Source organism: Corynebacterium sp. A21 (assembly GCF_052266655.1).
Taxonomy (GTDB): Bacteria; Actinomycetota; Actinomycetes; order Mycobacteriales; family Mycobacteriaceae; genus Corynebacterium.
Window position 1 is genome coordinate 206,929 of the sequence record NZ_JBQPQY010000003.1, and the last position, 21,183, is coordinate 228,111.

Below are 21,183 nucleotides of genomic sequence, written 5' to 3' on the forward strand. Positions count from 1 at the left end.
CGTGGTGCCGCCGGGGTGGCGGTCATCCGCGAGGCCATCGATGCCGGTTACAGCTTGCTCGATACCGCCTTCAACTATGACAATGAAGGCGCGGTCGGGAAGGCGATCCGCGATTCCGGGGTGGAACGTTCCGAGTTGATCGTGGCCTCCAAATTACCCGGCCGCCACCATGATCCCGCCGAGGCGAAGGCCAGCATCGAGGAATCCCGCTACCGGCTCGGCCTGGATTATCTCGATCTCTATCTGATCCACTGGCCCAACCCGAAGCAGGGGCAGTTCGTGGGTGCCTGGGAAGCGCTTATCGACGCCCGCGACAAGGGCCTGGTCTCCCACATCGGCGTCTCCAATTTCCTGCCCGAGGACGTCGAAGAGCTCGAGGCCCGCACCGGGGTGCGGCCAGAAGTCAACCAGCTGGAGCTGCACCCACGGTTCCCGCAGCCGGAGATCCTGGCCTGGCACGCCTCGCTGGGCACTGTCCCGCTGCCGCGCTCCACCTCGCCGGAACGGCTGCGGGAGAACCTCGCGAGCGTCGATAAGCAGCTTTCGGCGGAAGCCGTTGCCGCAGTGAACACGCTGGGCGCCGCACCCAGCCGCCTGTGGAACCAGGACCCGGCGGAATACGAGGAGTTTTAGTCCCGGTAGCTGTCGCGCCCCTTGTTCAGCCAGGCGTAGGCCCCGCCCATGAGGACGCCGCCGCCAATGATGTTGCCGATGAACACCACCACCCAGTTCAGGGCGACATTCCCGATGGTCATTTCCGTGATCATCGGGTCCGCGCTGAAGAAGACCAGCGAGAAGAGTGAGAAGTTCGCGATGAGGTGCTCCAGTCCCAGGATAACGAAGGAGCCGATCACGAACATCAACATGAAGAACTTGCCCACCCATTCTTTGATGAGGGTGGCGCCGACAATGCCCATGTTGACCACGAAGTTGGCCAGGATCGCCTCAATGAGCAGCTGACCGGCATCTTTGAGGAGCTTGCCCTGGGAGAGCACGGAGAGCAGATGGTCCGGGCCGACGGCTTCGAAGATCCGCGCCTGGCCGAGTAGGAAGGCCACGATCACTGCACCGACCAGGTTGAAAATGGTGGTTACCGTCAGAATCCGGAAGGCCCGCCACCAGCCAATCTGTTTCTGGATCGCACCATAGACCAGATACATCATATTGCCGGTCGCGAGTTCCGCACCGAGCAGGATGATGCAGAACAAGCCGATGAAGAAGAGGAAACCGAAGGTGATCGAGCCCATTCCCGGGGCCAGATCCTCCACTCCCTGACCGACCACTGCTGCCATGGCCGTGCCGATGGTCAGGTAGACACCTGCGAGGATCGCGCGCACCACAAAGCGCCAGAAATCATGGGAGTACAGGTCTGACTTCTTATTGATCACCCCTGCAACGGTGTCATTCAAACTCACGGTGGCTCTTCTCTGTTCGCGCTCTTCAGGTGCATTACAGCTGTGTTCCGGCTTCACCCTAACATTGATATGACCTATTTTCCGGACACTTCCCCGCTGCCGACCAGCCTTCGGTAGCCTGAAAAATTGCACTACACAAGGAGGTTGCGTGGTGATATTAGGCACATTTAGCTAAAGTGGGAACAGGTCCGAAGGGCTGCCGAACATGTCTGATGCGCTGGACTTATAGGCAATTACCTTTCTTGGCTGGATTCATAGCTAAACGCCATGAACGCTATACAAGTCACGCATTTCGTACTATCATTTCGGTGTCTGATGCGCCGCTGGCCTGCACAGTTAACTACATTCTTCTTTTACTGTCAGCCAGGAAGGCGCTCGTTTTCCTCATAACCGAACAATGGAAAGAGAGTGTGCGAATGGCTGAGTCTCCGGACCAGAATCCCATCGATAACGAACGATCCAGACCAAAGGTTGACAGGGAGAAGCTCGGCGGTAGCCAGCGGACCAAGAAGCCGGTGCAGGTCGAAAGGGAGTCCAACCGACCCCCGAAATCCAGCGCCGAAATGGCCCAGGGCCGCGCCGAGGTCGTCGACGAGAGCGGCATCAAGATCAACTGGCAGGTGCTGATCATCTCCTCGGCGATCATCATCGCCTTCTCCCTCTGGGCGATCATCACCCCGGACCATGCCGCCACAACGATGCAGACCATCGTCTCCTGGATCGGCAATAACCTCGGCTGGTTCTACGTCCTCACCGTCACCGTGGTGATCTGCTTCGTCATCTGGGTCGCGTTCTCCAAGGAAGGCAACGTCCGACTGGGTCCGGACCACTCCCGCCCGCAGTACAAACTCTTCACCTGGGTGGCCATGCTCTTCGCCGCCGGTGTGGGCATCGATATGCTCTTCTACTCGGTGACCGGCCCGATCAGTCACTACCTCACCCCACCGAATGCCGAACCACAGAGCGCTGCCGCGCTGCAGGACTCCGTCATCTGGACGATGTTCCACTACGGCATGGCAGGCTGGTCGATGTACGCTCTGCTCGGCATGGCCATGGGTTATTTCGCCTACCGCTGGGGAATGCCGCTGTCCATCCGCGCCGCTCTCTACCCGTTGCTGGGTAAGCGTGTCCGGGGCCCCGCCGGCGACGCGCTCGACATCATCATCCTGGTGGGCACCGTCATGGGTGTCGCCACCTCCATGGGTATCGGTGTCGTCCTGCTCAACGTCGGTTTCTCCATCCTCTTCGGCCTGCCCCAGGGACTCGGACTGCAGATCGCCCTGGTACTCGTCGCCGTCGTGATGACCATCGCGGCCACCTCCTCCGGCGTGGACAAGGGCATCCGCCTGATCTCGGAACTCAACCTCTGGGTCGCCGCGGCCATGATGCTCTACATCCTGGTCACCGGACAGACCGCCTTCCTGCTCAACTCCCTGATTGAGAATATCGGCCGCTTCATTGCGACCATGCCGCAGCGCATCACCCAAACCATGGCCTACCAACCAGATGGTGGCGAGTGGATGTCCGGCGAGACCCTCTTCTTCTGGGCGTTCTGGCTCGCCTGGGGTCCCTTCGTCGGTCTCTTCCTGGCCCGGATCTCCCGCGGCCGCACCCTGCGTGAGTTCGTCATTGCCGCAATTACCGCCCCGGTCCTCTGCGACCTGGTGATGGTCTCCTTCTTCGGCAACAGCGCCATCTACGAAGTTGTCATCAACGGCAACATGGACTTCGCGGAAACCGCCATCAACAACCCGGAACAGGGCTGGTATGACCTGCTCCAGATGTTCCCGGGTGCCATGTTCCTGGTCGGGCTGGCCACCCTTTCCGGTCTGCTCTTCTACCTGACCTCCGCCAACTCCGGCGCCATGGTCATGTCGAACTTCTCCTCCTCCACCCCCAACCCGGAGGAGGACGGCCCGAAGTGGCTACGCATCTTCTGGGCTATCGTCACCGCCCTGCTCACCATCGCCATGCTGATGTCCGGCGGTGTGGTCACCATGGAATACGCCACTCTCATATTCGCGCTACCGGTGACCATCGTCGCCTACCTGGTGATGCTCTCCTTCTCCCGGGCGCTACGCATGGAGAAGGCCGACCGCGAGGGCCATGTCCGACGCCGTCGCAGCGAGGCCACCACCGGTGGTCACGCTCCAGAGCGGACCCTCCGGCAACGGCTGTCCAGCATCCGCTCCTACCCGGATGACAAGGCCGTCAACCGCTACGTCAACAAGACGATCGCCCCGGCCATGTCCACCGTCGCCGCCGAGTTCCGGAACCAGGGCTACCAGGCCGCTCTGGACGAGCTCGCGGACACCGAGAGCGGGATCGCGGAACACATCTTCCGCGTCGACATCCCCGGCCAGCGAGGCTTCCTCTACCACATCGTGGCGATCTCGACACCGGTGCCGACCTTCGGCGCCCGCCCCGCACCCAGGACGGACAAATACTTCCGCCTCGAGGTGTACACCCACACCGGTTCCGAAGGCTACGATCTCTACGGCGTCTCCCAGCAGCAGGTCATCGATGACGTGCTCGACCGTTTCGAAGCCCACCTCAGTTTCCTCAGCTACTCCGCTGAGGCGCTGACCGACACTGTGATCACCCCGCCGGTGATCTTGGCACCGGCGGAGGTCCCAGTCGTGGAAGCCGACGGCCAGGAGTCCGACCCGCGTTAAACCCCGCGGCCCTCCCCGCGCTTATCGACGCCCCGCCCTGCGACATCACCTCAGTTTCGGTGATGTCGCCGGGCGGTTCTACTTCCCGGATCTCCGAGAGCATGCAGACAGATCCCAGACTGGAAGCCACTTGGCTTTGTTAGTATCGGTCCCATGCGTACGCTACTGCTGCTGTGCACCCTGGCTCAGCTGTCTTTTCTCTGGCTGATGTGGGGCGAATCAAATATTGGGGGACGCTGGGTATGGTATCTCGCGACAGTAGTATCCCTGCTCGGAATGCTGCTGCCCTTCCTCCTCAGAACTCAGCTGATTCTAAAAGTTCTGAACCTAGTCCCGGGCCTTCTCCTCCTCAGCGGGTGGGGCTCCTGGGTCTGGTTGCTCATCATCGAATCCGCGAACCCGATCAATATCTGGGGCCTCATCGGCCCGGTTCTCGGCCTGGTGCTCCTGATCCTCCTCTTTCTGCTGAGCCTGCTCGTTTCATGGCTCAACCCTGACCCCTCGCCGGCACCCCAGATTCCAAGGTGAGATCCTGTCATCCGTCTAGCAGGCCAATTCCCGCGTCTGCTGGGCGTGGGCACGGCAGGGCCAACCGAGATTCAGGACAGTGCCAGGAGCTTCTCTAGGCACGAAAAAGCCCTCCCACACCCGGGATTCCGGGTGGGGGAGGGCTTTAAGCGCTCAACGCTCAGGCCATCAAAGGCACAGAGAGTTCAACCTGAAAGACTAGACCTGCTGGCGGGTGCCGTCTTCGCCCTTGAAGGGGAAGCCGAGGTTGCGCAGCAGTGCGCGGCCTTCGTCGTTGTTGGTCGCGGTGGTGACGACGGTGATGTCCATACCACGCGGGCGGTCAACCTTGTCCACGTCGATCTCGTAGAACATGGTCTGCTCGGTGAGGCCGAAGGTGTAGTTACCGTGGCCGTCGAACTGCTGGTCGGAGAGACCACGGAAGTCGCGGATACGCGGCAGAGCCACGGTCAGCAGACGGTCCAGGAATTCCCACATGCGGTCGCCGCGCAGGGTGACCTTTGCGCCGATCGGCATACCTTCGCGGAGCTTGAAGTTCGCGATGGAGGTCTTGGCACGACGCATCTGCGGCTTCTGACCGGTGATGAGGGTCAGGTCCTCGAGAGCACCGTTGATCATCTTGGAGTCACGTGCAGCGTCGCCGACGCCCATGTTGACCACAATCTTGGTCAGACCCGGGATCTGCATGACGTTCTCAAAGGAGAACTCTTCCTGCAGCTTGCCCTTGATCTCGTCGCGGTAGACGGTCTTCAGACGGGGGGTGTAGTTCTCGCTCATGCTTAGATGTCCTTCCCGTTACGACGCGAGACACGGATCTTCTTGCCGTTCTCGTCGAAGCGGTAGCCGACGCGAGTCGGGGTTCCGTCGGAATCCAGCACAGCCACGTTGGACACGTGGATCGGTGCTTCCTGGGTCACGATGCCACCGGACTCGGCGCCACGCTCGGGAGCGGAGTTTGCAACGTGCTTCTTGATGCGGTTGACACCCTCGACCAGGACCTTTTCAGTGGTCGGGAAGGCCTTAATGACCTTGCCCTTCGCACCCTTGTCCGGGCCGGAGATGACGACGACCATGTCGCCCTTATGGATCTTCATTTAGATTACCTCCGGTGCCAGCGAGACGATCTTCATGAACTTCTTGTCACGAAGCTCACGAGCGACGGGGCCGAAGATACGGGTACCACGGGGCTCGCTGTCGCTCTTGATGAGAACAGCTGCGTTCTCATCGAAAGAGATGTAGGAGCCGTCTGCACGACGGGTCTCCTTCTTGGTGCGGACAATGACAGCCTTGACGATTTCGCCAGACTTGACGTTGCCGCCGGGTGCTGCTTCCTTGACAGTGGCGACGATAGTGTCACCAATGCCAGCAAAACGTCGGGTCGAACCGCCGAGAACGCGGATGCACAGAATCTCTCGTGCACCGGTGTTGTCGGCGATCTTCAGACGCGATTCTTGCTGAATCACTACTGGTCTCCTGACCTGGTTGTATGTGCGTCGGATTTCCGTCCCGAACGCACGCGGTCTGTACTGCTTCTTCGCCTGCCACTCATAAAGAGCAACGAACAAAGGTGAACCCGAAGGTCACACCGTGTCGAAGGGTCTCGGGCTGCAGTTCGGAAACGCACTACGGACCGACCTTGGACAAGCGACTGAAACAGTCAACCATAAGCGCAGGCAGATACGCAAATCCCTCAACCTGCCCAGAACCTCAGGATCCCGGCACAACCGGGCCGAGAAGCAGGCCCCGCTCAGCTGGCGAGCCCGAGCTCATCGTCGACGCTGCGGTTGCGGGCGGCCAGGAAACCAAGCCACCCCTTGAGGACCGCGGTCGCACTGAGCACCACCAGGACAACCGTCCATCCCCCGAGTGCATCGTAGGCGGCTCCCACCAGCAGCGGGCCGACACCGGCGAAAAGATAGCCCACCGGCTGCACGAAGCCGGAGAGCTGCGCGGTAATCGCCGGACTGACGGTCCGGGAAGGAATCAGCGCCAGGGCCGTCGGGAAGCAGAACCCGCCCATGCCGAGGAAGACCGCCCAGAGCAGCCACCCCTGGGCCGGGGCCAGCATCAGGCCGAGGTATCCGGCGATGGTCAGCGCCCCGAAGAGCGGGGGGAAGAACTGGAAGTTACGGACCCGCGCGATCAGGGTGGGCACCACCAGGCCGCCGATCAGGCCGAAGATGCCGAGCATCGCCACCGCGATGCTGGACTTGTCCTTGTCTACCCCGGCGTCGATAAGCATGGTGGGCACCCAGCCCATCTGGATATAGGCGTTCATGGACTGCATCCCGAAGAAGATCATCAGCGCCACCGCGGTCGGCGACTTCCACATCGAGACCTTCGGCACCTTGACGGCCTCGGGATCGGCGCGGGGGAAGTCATTGCGGGTGCGCAGCCAGATCGGTACCCAGATGATCAGCTGAAGCGCGGCGGGGGCCACCCAGATGAAGATGATCCACTGCCAGGCGTTCACGCCGTCGAAAAGTAGCGCCGAAAGCGGGCCGAGCGCCCCGCCGAGCCCCAGCACCGCGGTATAGATCGTGGTCAGGGCGACCCAGTTCTTCGCGCCGTGCAGCTTAATCCAGGCGGGCAGCAGCACATTGGCCACCGCGATTCCGGCCACCACGAAACCGGTGAGCAGGATGAACGCCCAGATATTGCCCACCCAGGGACGCAGCCCCACGCCCACCAGGCTGATCGCCATACCCACGGTCATCGTCGCGGTCAGCCCGATTCGCCGGGAGAACGGCACCGCAACGATGCCGAAGATGGCGAAGCAGAAACCGGGCAGAGCAGTCAGGATGCCGGCCACGGCGCCACCGGCACCGAAGTGTTCGGTGATATCGGTGATCACCACGCCCAGGGAGGCGATCGCCGGGCGCAGATTGATCGCCGCCACGAACACCGCAAGGAAGGCCAGAACCACCGGAATGGCCGGCCGACCGCCCCGGGCGGCACTTCCCTGCGACTGTGCCTGACTCATGCAGTTGTCCACCTTCCGGCTGAAGCGATCGGGTACCTCCCCAGATGCTAGTCCGGACCTGCCGCGGCAGCGCCCACGGTACCTCGCCCACCCCTGAAACGCCGCCGCCCATCGACACCGCCGAAGTCCCCGCCAGAAGGGAGTGCCGCAGGGACTTCCCCCCGGAATCACACCCGTTTCACCCCTTTCGGCCCCACTTCCGGAATTTTCTCGGAATTGTGAATGCGCAGTTCAGAAAGCATATCGACATCCTTTTCCAAAACTACACCAAGGCTACCCTTAAGTTAACTAAGGCTAACCTTCCTATGATTGCCGACATGCTAGATACCCGAGAACAAGCAACCCCCACCGGTACGCTCAACCCACATCTGGTTGGTGCTGACACCGGCAGACTCCAATCCGCGCTCGCCATGGCGAGCGAGTTATGTGCCGAATACCTCCGCGAGGCCGACCGCCCGCGCTCCCCCCGTTCCCGTCCCGAGCTCGGCTTCCAGATCGACTCGGTTGATCTGGCGCAACCGACCGGTGATCTCGGGCAGGCCCTGCAAGAACTCCGTGAGGTCTGGCTGGACCACGCGGTCTGGTACCACCACCCCAACTACATCGCCCATCTGAACTGCCCGGTCACCGTCCCCGCCATCGCCGCCGAAGTGCTGGCCACCACCGTCAACACCGCGGTGGAGTCCTGGGACCAGGCCACCTCCGCCGCACTGATCGAGAAGCGGCTGCTGCGGTGGACCGCAGCACAGATCGGCTTCCCCACCGGTGTCCGGAGCGGCACCAACGCCGATGGCGTGTTCACCTCGGGTGGCACCCAGTCGAATCTGCAGGCGCTGCTCGTCGCCCGGGAGAAGGCGATCAAACGGGCGCTGTCGGAGGAGACTGCGCCTTCCCGTTCCCAGGTGTTTTCCAAACTGCGCTTCTTCGCCACCGGTAACACCCACTACTCCGTCGCCCGGGCCGCACACTTGCTCGGCCTCGACGAGTCCGCTCTGGTCAAGGTGGATCAGGATGAGCGGGGTCGGATCGATCCGAACAAGCTGGAGCAGGCACTGCGTGAGGCCGAGCATCAGGGGGATCTCCCGGCGGTCGTCGTCGCCACCGCCGGCACCACCGACCGCGGCGCGATCGATCCCCTGCCGGAGATCGCCGAGATCTGTTCCCGCCACCGGGTCCACCTGCATGTCGACGCCGCCTATGGTGGGGCCCTGCTGGTCTCCCCGGCGCGCCGGAACTGGCTGGTGGGCATCCACCTCGCAGACAGCGTCACCGTCGACTTCCACAAGGGTTTCTTCCAGCCGGTGGCCTGCTCCGCGATCATCTTCCGCAATGCCACCGACCTGACCCACGTGAACTGGTTCGCGGACTACCTGAACCCGGAGTTCTCCGAGCGCCTCAATCTCGCGGATGTCTCCCTGCAGACCACCCGGCGCTTTGACGCCCTCAAGCTGTGGGTCACGCTGCGCACCCTGGGCGCGGAGTGCCTGGGAGAGGCCTTCGACCGCTGCTGTGACCTGGCGCAGAACGCCGCCGAGCAGATCCGGGCACAGGACTGCCTGGAGCTGCTGGATGAACCCCAGCTGTCGACGGTGCTCTTCTCGCACCGCGCCGCCGGAAACCTCGCCATCCGTGACCGGCTCTTCGACTCTGCGGAGGTGATCATCGCCACCACCACCTTTCGGGGTCAAACCTGCCTGAAGTTCACCATGCTGGACCCGCAGATGACACCGGAGAGCATTGCCACCGTCATCGACCACGTCATCACCGCCGGTGCGGACATCCTGGAGGAGCAGCACTAAATGGCCGAGCACACCGAAATCTATGATCTGGTCGGGGTCGGGCTGGGCCCCTTCAACCTGGGGTTGGCCGCCCTCGCCCAGCCGCTGGTGGATTCTGGGGAGTTGCGGGCGGTCTTCTTCGACCGCCGACCGGAATTCATCTGGCACGAGGGGATGATGCTGCCCTGGGCCACCATCCAGGTGCCCTTCCTGGCGGACCTGGTCACCCTCGCGGATCCCACCAGCGTCTACTCCTTCCTCAACTACCTCAAGCTGAACAAGCGGATCCACCGCTACTACATCCGGGAGAACTTCTATCCCCTGCGCTCGGAGTACTCCGCCTACTGCGCCTGGGTCGACTCCCAACTCAGCACCACGGTCTGGGACACCGAGGTCGCCTCGGTGGAGCGCCGGGGCGAGCTCTGGGAGGTGACGCTTCTCGACGCCGCCGGCTCCCGCCGCATCCTGGCCCACCACGTGGTCTCCGGGGTGGGCACCACCCCCCACGTCCCGGAGCCGCTCGCGGCGGCCCTGGAGGTCCCCGGCGTCTGGCATTCCTCGGAGTTCTTGCACCACCGCGCGGAGATCGAGGCCGCCGAATCCGTGACGGTCATCGGCTCCGGGCAGTCCGCCGCAGAAATCTACCGCGCCCTGATGGACCCGGCGGCGGAGAAGGGGCACCGACTGAACTGGTTCACCCGTTCCCCACGCTTCTTCCCCATGGAGTACACCAAGTTGACCCTGGAGATGACCTCCCCGGAATACACCGGATACTTCCATGGTCTGCCCGAACAGCAGCGCGATGAACTCAACCTCTTCCAGCGCAACCTGCACAAGGGAATCTCCCCGGACCTCATCAATGAGATCTACGACAACCTGGACCGGCTGAGCCTGGGCAAGCAGCTCGACACCACGTTGTGCACCGGGGTCAGCGCCAGCTGGGCGCCTGAGGCCGAACCCACCGACGGTTCCACCGGGCGGCACCGCCTGCAGCTGGCGCACCGGGAGTCGGGCCGCAGCGGGGTCCACGCCAGCGAGGTGGTCATCCTCGCCACCGGCTACCGGCCACCACGACTGCCTGCCTTCCTGGCTCCGGCCGCCGGGCACATCCGTTTCGATGAGCAGCAGCGCCTGGCCGTCGGCCTGGATTTCGAGATCGACGAAGCCGGAACTCTTTTTGTCCAGAACGCCGAGGAACACACCCACGCCCTATCCGCCCCGGATCTGGGGATGGGACCCTGGCGTAATTCAGTGATCCTCGCCCAGATCATGGGCCGTGAGGTCTACCCCATCGAGCGGCACATCGCCCACCAGACTTTCGGAGGTACCGGACTGTGAACACCATCCTCACCACCTGCGGCAGCATCCGCATCCGACCGGTGAACCCGGCTCAGGACACCCACCTGCTGCACCGCTGGATCACCCACCCCAAATCGGCATTCTGGGGTGCGCTAGGAGCCAGCGAGGAAGATATCAACCGGGAGTACCGGTCCATCGCCGACTCAGCGAATGCCGAGGCCTGGCTGCTGGAGCTTAAGGGAAGCCCGGTCGCTCTGGCCGAGACCTACGAGCCGGCGCAGTCCCCGCTGGCCGGGCACCTGCAGCTCCACCAGGGTGACATCGGCATCCACCTGCTGGTGTCACCGGCGGAGAATGCCCCGCTCCCCGGCCTGACTGATGCGCTCTTCGCGGCACTGCTGCGCTGGCTGGTCGACGTCCGGGCCCACACCCGGGTGCTCGTCGAACCGGATGTCCGGAACACGGCTGTCCACGCCAAGAATGAACGGGCCGGCTTCCGGGATGTGCCGGGGCTCGGCGACACCGACCTGGGTGGGAAGCACGCCCGGATCCAGGTCTGCACCGCAGCCAGGTTCCGGGCCTCCCAGTTGGCGGGGCTGGCAGTCGCGGAACAGCGGCATTCCCAGGACACCCATCTGCTCAGCTCCGGGGAACGGGCGGAGCGGGAGCTGATCGCGAAGGCGATCCGGGAGTTCGTCCACGAGCGGTTGCTCACCGTCACCGAGCTGACGGCGGGCAACTACCGGGTGGTCTTCGGGGACCGAGCTATCCGGTTCCGGGCGCGGGCTCATCAACTCGAGCACCTGAGTGTGGACCCGGCCAGCATCGAGGCGGAGAACGGCCAGCTGCTTCGCCTGGTTGACCTGATCGTCTCGGCTGCCGATGACCTCGGCCTGACCGCGGAGTTCCTCCCGATCTACCTGGAGGAGCTGCAGGCCACCCTCGCCGGCAGAGCCCGAAACCTGGCGGCGGGGCGACCGAGCTCGGCGGAACTGGCGCAGGTCCAGGTGAAGGGCCCCCGGGACCAGGCCCGTCACCTGCAGTACGTGGAGGCCTCGATGACCGAGGGGCACCCCGGATTCCTCGCCAATGCCGGTCGCGGCGGAATGAGCGAGGCGGATCTCGTGGCCTGGGCCCCGGAACTGGGGCGCCCCACCCAGCTGGTCTGGTTGGCCGCACGGCGGCAGATGTGTGTCCGTGGCGCGGTGGCCGGTCTGGTGCCGGAGGAGTTCCTGCAGGAACAGATGGGGACGCACCTGTGGGAGCGGCTCCGGGAACTCGGCGGGGACTATGTGCCCCTGCCGGTCCACCCCTGGCAGTGGGAGAACCGGGTAACCACCAGCTTTGCCACGAATCTGGTGCACCGGGACCTGGTCTACCTGGGTACCGGCCCGGACATCTTCCGCCCGCAACAGTCACTGCGCACCTTCTTCAACCAGAGTCGACCGGAGGCCGCCTATGTCAAGACCGCGGTGGCGGTGCGCAACATGGGCTTCCTCCGGGGGCTGTCGCCAAAGTACATGGGGGACACCCCGGCGGTGAATGACTGGCTGATGTCCACCGTCGGCGCGGACCCGGGCATCGCGGCACGCAATGTCCGGTTCATCCGGGAGGTCGCCAGCGTCGGCTTCACCGGTGACGTCTATCACGCGGCCGTCGATAAGGGTGCCGCGGAGCCGGGTGGGCACCAGAAGATGCTCTCGGCGCTGTGGCGGGAGTCCCCGGTCCCGATGCTGGCCCCCGACTCCATCGCGGTGACCCTGGCTGCGGTACTGCATGTGGACGCTGCAGGCGCACCGCTGGTCGGGGAATGGATCCAACGTTCCGGAGTCGATGCCGCACAGTGGCTCCACGCCCTGCTGGAGGTCTACCTCTACCCCGTCATCCGCAGTCTGGTGCACCACGACGTGGTGTTCATGCCGCACGGGGAAAATGTGATTCTCGAGCTCCGCGAAGGACTGCCTGTCGGGTCCTTCTTCAAGGACCTCGGGGAGGAGGTTGCGGTGGTCAACCGGGACCGTGAGCTGCCCACGGAGATCACCCGAATCCAGGCGGACTTCGGCGACCTCGATGACGCCCAGCGGGCGCTTTCGGTACAGACCGACGTGCTCGACGGGGTGCTCCGTCACCTCGCGGCGCTGCTAGACGATCACGGGATCCTGCCCGAGGCCGAGTTCTGGCGGGTCTGCCGGAACTATATCGCCGCCCAGGACACCGGAACCCTGCCGATCCTGGCGGCTACCTTCCGGCATTCCTGTCTGAACCGCCTGCAGCTGCGGGACCCCACGGCCATGGTCAACCTGGGTGACCAGAACTCCTCCCTGCTCTACGCCGGGGACATGCCGAACCCGCTGTTCTCGGCCACCCGGACTGAGCCGCTGAAGGTTCACTGACTCTGCCGTACCCCGGTTGACACCCGGACCCCTGAGCGGGGCCCGGGTGTTCCTGCATTATGTCCCGCAGCAGCGGAGGAGATTGTGATTCAGCCCGCTGCCGAACCGTTCGGCCCGGCCATGAGGAACCCGTTCAGGCTGAGGGAGCCGTAGCGCCACTGCTCCTGCAACTCCGGCCCCAGCACTTCGATGAACTCAGCACCGGGCGATGAACCATCCGGGGACACCACCCGGACCGAGAGTTCACCCCGCCCGTCGGTGTGCTCCTCCCCCGCCGGTGGCAGATGGTCCGCGATGATCCACATCCGCTTGACCCTGGCCTGGCGCTCCGCCGCCTCATATACCTCAGACAGCGCCGCAAGCTTCGCCGCGCGCTCCCCGTTGACCAGTTCCCCATGCAGGCTCAGCTGCCCGCCGCAGCCGTCCGCCGTGAAGATCAGCCCCGGTGACTGCTCGCTGCTCCACCCCAGTCCCTTGAGCAGAGAACTCGAGTGCTCCATCGCGGCGCTGAAAAACTCGGGCCCCCGCTCCGTCGGGTTCGGGCCGCAGTCGCTGATTCCGGATTCATCCCAGTCCAGGGTGGCGGTGTTGGTGGCCAGGTCGATGCTGATCCGGGCTCCGTCCACCACCGGTTGTTCCAGTACCCGGCTCAACTCCGCCCACCGCTGACCAGCGAAGCCGGTAACCGCCACCTCGCCATGCTCGGTCAGCACCTGCGTCCGCAGATCCAGCTGCCAGTTGTTCTCCGCGAACTTGGGTTGCATTTCGGAGAGGTATTCCCAGAGCGGGAGAAGTTGTGATTCATCCATGACTCCGTCGAGGAAGAACACCTCCATCTCCAGGCTCGCGCTCTCCTGGTTGATGAAGATATTGTGGCCGAATTTGCCCCGGTGTTTCCGTTCCAGATGATCAATGATCTCGGTGTGTAACGCCTGTCCATCGGCCAGGGCCGCGTTCTTGTCGGGGCCCACCAGGACAGAGTCGGACTTCCTCGCAGCCTCCTGCTCCACCCGCTCGAGTTCCCAGCTCAGGCCGAGCAGCGGCACCAGCGCCATTCCCAGGACGAGGACCACGCATCCGATGCTGACGCCAAGGAGAAGGATCATCAGCTTTGCTGCACTTCTCATCCCAGACCTCCGACCCGGACGCTTTCCCTCCACACAAACAAGTTCTTCTTTATAGCTCGCAGTTTAACCCGGATCTGGGACCGGGCATGCGAAAGCCCCACCCAGGTGAGCAATTTCTCGCGGCCCGGGTGGGGCATTCAAATCATCCGAAGATGCGGGGGAAGCTTACTTAGCCTTCTCCACGATCTCGATCAGACGGTAGTGCTTGTCCTTGGAAAGCGGACGGCACTCCTCGATGCGGACGAGGTCGCCGATACCGGCGGTCTCTGCCTCATCGTGGGCCTTGACCTTCTTGTTGGAGCGGAGGATCTTGCTGTACAGCGCGTGCTGCTTGCGATCCTCAACCTCGACGACGATGGTCTTGCTCATCTTGTCAGAGACGACGTAGCCCTGGCGGACCTTACGTGCGCCCTGTTCCTTCTCGTTCACGTTTGCCTCACTCATAATTAAGCCTCAGCTCCCGGAACTACGGACAGGCCCAGCTCACGCTCGCGGATAACGGTGTAGATGCGGGCGATGTCGCGCTTGACCGTGCGCAGGCGGCGGTTATTTGTCAGCTGGCCGGTAGCCATCTGAAAGCGCAGGTTGAAGAGTTCTTCCTTCGCCTCAGTCAGACGGACGGTCAGCTCTTCGGGGTTCAGCTCACGGAACTCGTGTGCGGGGGTACCGGTTGCCATCAGAACTGATCCTCCTTCTTCACGATACGGACCTTGCAGGGGAGCTTCTGACCGGCACGACGGAGTGCCTCGAGGGCGGTCTCCTCGTCGGGGTAGGTCATCTCGAAGAGAATGCGGCCGGGCTTAACGTTGGCCACCCACTTCTCGACCGGGCCCTTACCGGAACCCATACGCACGCCGAGCGGCTTCTGGGTCAGCGGGCGGTCCGGGAAGATGTTGATCCAGACCTTGCCGCCACGCTTGACGTGCCGGTTAATGGCAATACGTGCGGACTCGATCTGACGGTTGGTGACATAAGCCGGCTCGAGAGCCTGAATGGCGTAATCACCGAAGCTGATGCGGTTACCGCCCTTGGACACACCGGTACGGTGCGGCCGGTGCTGGCGACGGTACTTCACGCGCTTGGGGATAAGCATGTGCTTTAGCCCTCCTTCTTCTCAGCGCGCTGACGACGCTGGCCACCGCGACGCGGACGTGCGTTGCGGTCAGCAGCACCGGCACCGCGTCCACGACGATCTGCGGGTGCGTTGATCTCGCTCTCGCGACGACCACCGACGACGTCACCCTTGTAGATCCACACCTTGACGCCGATACGGCCGAAAGTGGTGTGAGCCTCTTGGATGCCATAATCGATCTCGGCACGGAGGGTGTGCAGCGGAACGCGACCTTCATGGTAGCGCTCGGTGCGGGACATCTCGGCGCCGCCGAGACGACCGGAGCAGACAACCTTGATGCCCTTGACCTGCGGCTGGCGCATGGCGGACTGGATTGCCTTACGCATTGCACGACGGAAAGCAACGCGGTTGACCAGCTGCTCAGCGATGGACTGAGCCACCAGAGTAGCGTTGGCGTCAATGTTCTTGACCTCGAGGATGTTGAGGGCAACCTGCTTGCCGCTGAGCTTCTCGAGCTCGCGACGGATGCGGTCAGCCTCAGCTCCACGACGGCCGATCACAATGCCCGGACGGGCGGTGTGAATATCGACACGGACGCGGTCGCGGGTGCGCTCGATGACAACGTCGGCGATGCCGGCGCGATCCAAGCCCTTGGAAAGGAAGCTACGGATCTTGATGTCTTCGGCGACGTAGTCGGCGTAGGAGTTATCGGCGTACCAGTGGGACTTCCAATCGGAAGTGATACCCAACCGGAGGCCGTGGGGATGAATCTTCTGGCCCACTACTTGACCCCTTCCTTCTGGCTCGCAACAACCACGGTGATGTGGCTGGTGCGCTTGCGGATCTGGAAAGCACGACCCTGAGCACGCGGCTGAAAGCGCTTCATGGTCGGTCCCTCGTCGGCATAAGCCTCAGAGATGACCAGGGTGCGGGGATCCAGACCGTAGTTGTTCTCGGCGTTGGCCGCTGCCGAAGCAATGACCTTGGCAACCGGGGTGGAGGCATCCTGCGGAGCGTACTTCAGGATCGCCATAGCCTCGGTCACGGACTTGCCGCGAACGAGATCGATGACGCGACGGGCCTTCATCGGGGTGACGCGGACGTATCGCGCAACTGCGCGTGCGGAAGTGACAGTCTCACTCATCGCTTATCGACGTCCCTTCTGGTCCTTGATGTGACCCTTGAAGGTCTTCGTGGGAGCAAACTCACCGAGCTTATGACCGACCATGGCGTCGTCAATGAACACCGGGACATGCTTGCGACCGTCGTGGACGGCGAAAGTGTGACCGATGAAGTCGGGGAGAATGGTGGAACGGCGGGACCAGGTCTTGATGACCTGCTTGGTACCCTTTTCGTTCTGAGCATCAACCTTGTTGAGGAGGTGCTCATCGACGAACGGGCCCTTCTTAAGGCTACGTGGCATTCTCTGTTACCTCCTCTTAGCGCTTCTTGTTGGACCGGCGGCGACGCACGATCATGTTGTTGCTGTATCGGTTCGGGTTGCGGGTGCGGCCTTCCTTCTGGCCCCACGGCGACACCGGGTGGCGACCACCGGAAGTCTTACCCTCACCACCACCATGCGGGTGGTCGACCGGGTTCATGACGACACCTCGGACGGACGGACGCCAGCCCTTCCAGCGCATACGGCCAGCCTTGCCCCAGCGGATGTTGATCTGGTCAGCGTTGCCGACCTCACCGATGGTTGCGCGGCAACGGATATCCACGCGGCGGATTTCGGTGGAGGGCATACGCAGAACAGCGTAGTTGCCTTCCTTACCGAGCAGCTGAACGGAGGAACCAGCGGAACGAGCCAGCTTGGCGCCAGCGCCCGGCTTCAGCTCGACAGCGTGGATGGTGGTACCGGTCGGGATGTTGCGCAGCGGAAGGTTGTTGCCAACCTTGATGTCCGCGTTAGCACCAGCTTCGATGAGGGTTCCCTGAGTCAGGCCCTTCGGAGCAATGATGTAGCGCTTCTCGCCATCGCGGTAGTGCAGCAGCGCAATGTTGGCGGTACGGTTCGGGTCGTACTCGATGTGAGCGACCTTCGCGAAGATGCCATCCTTGTCACTACGACGGAAGTCGATGACGCGGTAACGACGCTTGTGTCCACCACCGCGGTGACGGGTGGTGATGTGACCGTGGACGTTACGTCCACCGGTCTTGTGCAGCGGGCGCAGCAGCGACTTTTCCGGGGTTGAGCGAGTGAGCTCGCTGAATTCGGAAACGGAGCTCGCGCGGCGACCCGGAGTTGTCGGCTTGTATTTACGAATAGCCATAATGTTCCTTACCTTTCGACGCCTTAAGCGGCGGTGCCACCGAAGATGTCGATAGAGTCGCTGCCTTCGCGGAGCGAGACATAGGCGCGCTTGGTTGCCTTGCGGACACCGAAACCGGAGCGGGTGCGCTTGCGCTTACCCTCACGGTTCAGAGTGTTCACGGAGGCGACCTTCACACCGAAGATCTGCTCGACGGCGGTCTTGATCTGGGTCTTGTTGGAATCCGGGTTGACGAGGAACGTGTAAACGTTCTGCTCCATCAGGCCGTAGGACTTCTCAGAGACGACCGGGGCGATGATGATGTCACGCGGATCTGCGATCTTGGCCATTAGTTCTTCTCCTCCTGGTCCACGCCGGTAGCGCGGTTGATGAAGGCGTGCAGAGCCTCAACCGAGAACACAACGTCGTCTGCGTTAAGCACGTCGTAGGTGTTCAGCTGCTCGGAGACCAAGGTACGGACGCCGGGCAGGTTGTTGGCACTCTTGCGGGAGATGAAGTCCTCGCGACCGACGATGAGCAGAACCGACTTGCGGTCGGTGAGACGCTCAATGAAGGTGCGTGCCGACTTGGTCGACGGCTTCTGACCGGAGACGAGCTCCTCGATCACATGAATGCGATCGTGGCGTGCACGGTCGGTCAGAGCGCCGAAGAGTGCGGCGGTCTTCATCTTCTTGGGGGTGCGCTGCGAGTAGTCACGCGGCTTCGGGCCGTGAGAAACGCCACCACCGACGAAGTGCGGAGCACGGATCGAGCCCTGACGGGCACGGCCGGTACCCTTCTGGCGGAACGGCTTGCGGCCGCCGCCGGAGACCTCAGCACGGGTCTTGGTGGAGTGGTTACCCGAGCGCTTTGCGGCGAGCTGGGCGATAACGACCTGGTGCATCAGCGCAATGCTGGCCTCACGGTCGAAGATCTCAGCAGGCAGCTCAACCTGGCCGTTGGTGGAGCCATCGGCGGTGTGGACGTCAAGCTTCAAATTGGTCATGCGTGTGCACCGCCCTTCACTGCGGTCTTAACGGTGACGATGCCACCCTTGTTGCCCGGGATTGCACCCTTGATGAGCAGCAGGTTGGAATCGGCGTCAATCTTCTGAACCTTGAGGTTCTGGGTGGTGACGCGATCGTTACCCATGCGGCCGGCCATCTTCTTACCCTTGAAAATACGGCCCGGGGTAGAGGCTGCGCCAATACCACCGACGCGACGGTGCGCGGCCTGGTTACCGTGACTGGCACCCTGACCTGCGAAGCCGTGGCGTTTCATGCCGCCGGCGTAGCCCTTACCCTTGGAGGTACCGGTGACGTCGACGAAGGTGATGCCTTCGAAGATCTCAACGGTGACATCCTGTCCGATCACGTAACCGGAGACATCGTCCATACGAATCTCGGTGACGTGACGGCGGGGGGTAACGCCAGCCTTCTTGAAGTGACCTGCGGCAGGCTTGTTGGCCTTACGCGGGTCAATTTCGCCGAAGGCGATCTGGATGGCGTTGTAGCCATCAATGTCCTTGGTACGAATCTGGGTAACCACGCACGGCCCAGCCTCGACGACGGTCACCGGAATGACCCGGTTCTCCTCGTCGAAGACCTGAGTCATGCCGAGCTTGGTGCCCAGAATGCCCTTGATCTCGTTTTCACTCATTACTTATTCTCCGCTGCCAAAGTTTCCGTCGATCACTGAATGTTCACGTCGACGCTAGCCGGGAGGTCGATGCGCATGAGCGCGTCAACCGTCTTCGGCGTCGGGTCGAGGATATCGATCAGGCGCTTATGAGTGCGCATCTCGAAGTGCTCGCGAGAATCCTTGTACTTATGGGGAGAACGAATAACGGCGTATACGTTCTTTTCGGTAGGCAACGGCACCGGGCCAACCACACGTGCACCCGTACGGGTCACGGTCTCAACGATCTTGCGTGCAGACGCATCGATCGCCTCGTGGTCGTAGGCCTTGAGCCGAATGCGGATCTTTTGTCCCGCCACGCTTATCCTCTTCCTCGCTTGCCCCACATCCATGATTGGAGAGGTGGGAATCGCTCTTTGATTACTCTATAACGTTGTCCGGCCGGAGCACGGGCGCAACGCCAGTTTCATCTTGACTGTCATGAATGACCGGATGCAATTCAGGCGTGGGATAAACACTCGCCAATTGCCTCAGGTACGGGGGTACAAGAAGACCCGTACATCAAGCTGGAAGGGACCAATACTCGTGATAAGCGTGGTCCAGACCTACTGCCGCTGTTTATTTGCCATGCCCCTTCTCCGGTCCCCGCGCCCGAACATCTCGCATATAACGATCTGCCCGAATGGGAGCCCTCTGCAGATCCGGAAGGATCTGACTGAAGGTGTCATGTTCACCTCACCATGATCGATATTGTCGGTCGCATTGCCAGCAGCCCCTGTCTCCAGGTTTGCTCGGCGGTGCAGTCGACGCACGTCGTGTTAAAGCAACCCAAGTATTAAACCACGCCACGCCCTGATAACACAAACATTTTTCCCTGACCCTTCAGGATTGAAAGCCAGGTCACCAAATATTGCCCTAGCACCCCAGTCCGCCGGCTACTTCCACCACCCCGCTTATCGACGCCGCGCCGGTGATCGCCCCGGGGATCCAGCAGGACCACGGTGGGGGTGCCGGTGACCGGGTCCGCGCAGATCATCGCGGGGAGCCCGAAAACCGTGGACACCATCTCGGAGGTGAGCACCTCCGCCACGGAGACTCCCCCAGCCCCCGCGAACTCATGCCGACTCCGGTGTGTCTGGCTCACTACTGAACCACCCGAAGACCACGCAGCCTAGACCTCCAGTGGGATGATCTTCTCCAGCATCCCGAGGTCCACCGCCTGGCCACTACCGGCTTCCCTGACCCGCAGCGTTTTACCCGGGGTGGCGCTCAGCAGCCGTTCCCACTTCAGGTGACGTTGTGCCAACGAGCGACGAGCCACAGTGAACACTGACAGACCATGGGTGAGCAGTGCACTACCGCCATCTTCAAGGAGCAGCTGATACACCTGGTCCTCAATGTCCCGTCGCTCCAGACCATCCAGCGTGGCCACCTCAGGCTCTGGATCAGAATTGAGCAGGGTGATCCGGAAGATCACCCCGAGCCGGTGGTCGATGCCGGCGGTGTCGGTGAGCACCAGTGGATCACCCGCCCGACAGCGGCGGATACGTTCAAATTCCCACACCCCCGGCTGGGGTTGTTCTTTTTCCCGCGTCACCCGTCGCACACTGACCCGGAAGGGATCCACCGTGACCCGATGCGCCGGGGACTCGGTCTCCACCAGGAAGCGTCCCCGCACCTCATCCGCCGGGGAGGGGGCGGCGGTGCGGGAGTACCCGCTCAGCTGGGCGGGGTACTCGCGGCGCAGGGCCCGCAGGACGTCGATAAGTTCCTGGTCCCCACTCCCCCAGCCGATGCCGCGATTTTCAAGCAATCCGAAGAGTGTTGGTAGAGAGAGGTCAGGCTGGGCTTCCCACGTCTGGTGTAGCTCAGCTATCACCAACGGGATTCTGGCGGGATCCTTCATGAAAGCTCATTCTAATGTCATACTTTTTGTGGCAGGAACAACCCACCACCACTGCGGAGCTCGCCTGGTTCAACTCAACCGGTTGTGCCACCAGCCACCGCCCCTATCCCGGAG

24 protein-coding genes are annotated in these 21,183 nt (G+C 62.6%); 6 read left to right on the forward strand and 18 right to left on the reverse strand.

Annotated features, from left to right (window positions below):
* Nucleotides 1-15: 15 nt before the first annotated feature.
* On the forward strand, nt 16-633 hold the full coding sequence (locus tag ACTU46_RS07370) for an aldo/keto reductase (RefSeq protein ID WP_443380601.1): 618 nt from the start codon (nt 16-18) through the stop codon (nt 631-633).
* On the opposite strand, the gene ACTU46_RS07375 is transcribed toward ACTU46_RS07370, so the two are convergent.
* The gene (locus tag ACTU46_RS07375; RefSeq protein WP_443380602.1) at nt 630-1,415 is read right to left on the reverse strand and encodes a formate/nitrite transporter family protein; all 786 of its coding nucleotides are present in this window, start codon (nt 1,413-1,415) and stop codon (nt 630-632) included. The two genes, ACTU46_RS07370 and ACTU46_RS07375, sit on opposite strands and share 4 nt — an antisense overlap.
* Nucleotides 1,416-1,831: 416 nt before the next feature.
* On the opposite strand from ACTU46_RS07375, the gene betT reads away from it, so the two are divergent.
* Nucleotides 1,832-4,090 carry a choline BCCT transporter BetT gene (gene betT, locus ACTU46_RS07380; protein ID WP_443380603.1) on the forward strand — a complete coding sequence of 753 codons (2,259 nt, stop codon included), beginning with the start codon at nt 1,832-1,834 and terminating at the stop codon, nt 4,088-4,090.
* 153 nt (nt 4,091-4,243) lie between these two features.
* Entirely contained in the window at nt 4,244-4,618 is a 375-nt protein-coding gene (locus tag ACTU46_RS07385; RefSeq protein ID WP_443380604.1) for a hypothetical protein, read from the forward strand.
* A gap of 198 nt (nt 4,619-4,816) precedes the next feature.
* On the opposite strand, the gene rplE is transcribed toward ACTU46_RS07385, so the two are convergent.
* From rplE to ACTU46_RS07405, 4 genes are all read right to left on the reverse strand, one after another.
* Entirely contained in the window at nt 4,817-5,395 is a 579-nt protein-coding gene (gene rplE, locus ACTU46_RS07390; RefSeq protein WP_443380605.1) for a 50S ribosomal protein L5, read from the reverse strand.
* Between the two features lie 2 nt (nt 5,396-5,397).
* Nucleotides 5,398-5,712: a 50S ribosomal protein L24 gene (rplX, locus tag ACTU46_RS07395; protein WP_443380606.1), complete on the reverse strand. Its 315-nt coding sequence runs from the start codon at nt 5,710-5,712 to the stop codon at nt 5,398-5,400.
* The gene (gene rplN / locus ACTU46_RS07400) at nt 5,713-6,081 is read right to left on the reverse strand and encodes a 50S ribosomal protein L14 (protein ID WP_443380607.1); all 369 of its coding nucleotides are present in this window, start codon (nt 6,079-6,081) and stop codon (nt 5,713-5,715) included.
* A 284-nt stretch (nt 6,082-6,365) separates the two neighbouring features.
* Nucleotides 6,366-7,601: an MFS transporter gene (locus tag ACTU46_RS07405; RefSeq protein WP_443380608.1), complete on the reverse strand. Its 1,236-nt coding sequence runs from the start codon at nt 7,599-7,601 to the stop codon at nt 6,366-6,368.
* Nucleotides 7,602-7,918: 317 nt separating this feature from the next.
* Here ACTU46_RS07405 and ACTU46_RS07410 point away from each other — a divergent pair, with 317 nt between their 5' ends.
* The 3 genes from ACTU46_RS07410 to ACTU46_RS07420 are packed head-to-tail and all read left to right on the forward strand — an operon-like array spanning nt 7,919 to nt 13,071.
* The gene (locus tag ACTU46_RS07410; protein ID WP_443380609.1) at nt 7,919-9,400 is read left to right on the forward strand and encodes a pyridoxal phosphate-dependent decarboxylase family protein; all 1,482 of its coding nucleotides are present in this window, start codon (nt 7,919-7,921) and stop codon (nt 9,398-9,400) included.
* Nucleotides 9,401-10,717 (forward strand): lysine N(6)-hydroxylase/L-ornithine N(5)-oxygenase family protein, encoded by a 1,317-nt coding sequence (locus ACTU46_RS07415; RefSeq protein ID WP_443380610.1) that lies wholly within the window; start codon nt 9,401-9,403, stop codon nt 10,715-10,717.
* Nucleotides 10,714-13,071 carry a GNAT family N-acetyltransferase gene (locus ACTU46_RS07420; RefSeq protein ID WP_443380611.1) on the forward strand — a complete coding sequence of 786 codons (2,358 nt, stop codon included), beginning with the start codon at nt 10,714-10,716 and terminating at the stop codon, nt 13,069-13,071. Before ACTU46_RS07415 ends, ACTU46_RS07420 begins: the two co-directional genes overlap by 4 nt.
* An 89-nt stretch (nt 13,072-13,160) precedes the next feature.
* On the opposite strand, the gene ACTU46_RS07425 is transcribed toward ACTU46_RS07420, so the two are convergent.
* The 13 genes from ACTU46_RS07425 to ACTU46_RS07485 form a co-directional block, all read right to left on the reverse strand.
* The gene (locus ACTU46_RS07425) at nt 13,161-14,177 is read right to left on the reverse strand and encodes a hypothetical protein (RefSeq protein ID WP_443380612.1); all 1,017 of its coding nucleotides are present in this window, start codon (nt 14,175-14,177) and stop codon (nt 13,161-13,163) included.
* Nucleotides 14,178-14,363: 186 nt separating this feature from the next.
* A complete protein-coding gene (gene rpsQ / locus ACTU46_RS07430; RefSeq protein ID WP_443380613.1) occupies nt 14,364-14,642 on the reverse strand; it encodes a 30S ribosomal protein S17 in 279 nt (92 codons plus the stop codon).
* Between the two features lie 2 nt (nt 14,643-14,644).
* Nucleotides 14,645-14,875, reverse strand: coding sequence for a 50S ribosomal protein L29 (gene rpmC / locus ACTU46_RS07435; protein WP_443380614.1), 231 nt, complete (start codon nt 14,873-14,875; stop codon nt 14,645-14,647).
* Nucleotides 14,875-15,291 carry a 50S ribosomal protein L16 gene (gene rplP, locus ACTU46_RS07440; RefSeq protein ID WP_443380615.1) on the reverse strand — a complete coding sequence of 139 codons (417 nt, stop codon included), beginning with the start codon at nt 15,289-15,291 and terminating at the stop codon, nt 14,875-14,877. Before rplP ends, rpmC begins: the two co-directional genes overlap by 1 nt.
* Before the next feature lie 5 nt (nt 15,292-15,296).
* A complete protein-coding gene (gene rpsC, locus ACTU46_RS07445) occupies nt 15,297-16,052 on the reverse strand; it encodes a 30S ribosomal protein S3 (RefSeq protein WP_443380616.1) in 756 nt (251 codons plus the stop codon).
* Nucleotides 16,052-16,414 carry a 50S ribosomal protein L22 gene (gene rplV / locus ACTU46_RS07450; RefSeq protein WP_443380617.1) on the reverse strand — a complete coding sequence of 121 codons (363 nt, stop codon included), beginning with the start codon at nt 16,412-16,414 and terminating at the stop codon, nt 16,052-16,054. Before rplV ends, rpsC begins: the two co-directional genes overlap by 1 nt.
* 3 nt (nt 16,415-16,417) lie before the next feature.
* Complete coding sequence (gene rpsS, locus ACTU46_RS07455) at nt 16,418-16,693, reverse strand: 30S ribosomal protein S19 (protein ID WP_443380618.1); 276 nt, start codon at nt 16,691-16,693, stop codon at nt 16,418-16,420.
* A 16-nt stretch (nt 16,694-16,709) separates the two neighbouring features.
* On the reverse strand, nt 16,710-17,546 hold the full coding sequence (gene rplB, locus ACTU46_RS07460) for a 50S ribosomal protein L2 (RefSeq protein ID WP_443380619.1): 837 nt from the start codon (nt 17,544-17,546) through the stop codon (nt 16,710-16,712).
* A gap of 23 nt (nt 17,547-17,569) precedes the next feature.
* Nucleotides 17,570-17,875, reverse strand: a complete 306-nt coding sequence (rplW, locus tag ACTU46_RS07465; protein ID WP_443380620.1) for a 50S ribosomal protein L23 — start codon at nt 17,873-17,875, stop codon at nt 17,570-17,572.
* Nucleotides 17,875-18,531 carry a 50S ribosomal protein L4 gene (gene rplD / locus ACTU46_RS07470; RefSeq protein WP_443380621.1) on the reverse strand — a complete coding sequence of 219 codons (657 nt, stop codon included), beginning with the start codon at nt 18,529-18,531 and terminating at the stop codon, nt 17,875-17,877. Before rplD ends, rplW begins: the two co-directional genes overlap by 1 nt.
* Nucleotides 18,528-19,184, reverse strand: coding sequence for a 50S ribosomal protein L3 (rplC, locus tag ACTU46_RS07475; protein WP_443380622.1), 657 nt, complete (start codon nt 19,182-19,184; stop codon nt 18,528-18,530). The genes rplD and rplC overlap by 4 nt, the downstream gene beginning before the upstream one ends.
* A gap of 32 nt (nt 19,185-19,216) precedes the next feature.
* Nucleotides 19,217-19,522 (reverse strand): 30S ribosomal protein S10, encoded by a 306-nt coding sequence (rpsJ, locus tag ACTU46_RS07480; RefSeq protein ID WP_003854291.1) that lies wholly within the window; start codon nt 19,520-19,522, stop codon nt 19,217-19,219.
* Between the two features lie 812 nt (nt 19,523-20,334).
* Nucleotides 20,335-20,976: a hypothetical protein gene (locus tag ACTU46_RS07485; RefSeq protein ID WP_443380623.1), complete on the reverse strand. Its 642-nt coding sequence runs from the start codon at nt 20,974-20,976 to the stop codon at nt 20,335-20,337.
* Between the last annotated feature and the right edge of the window lie 207 nt (nt 20,977-21,183).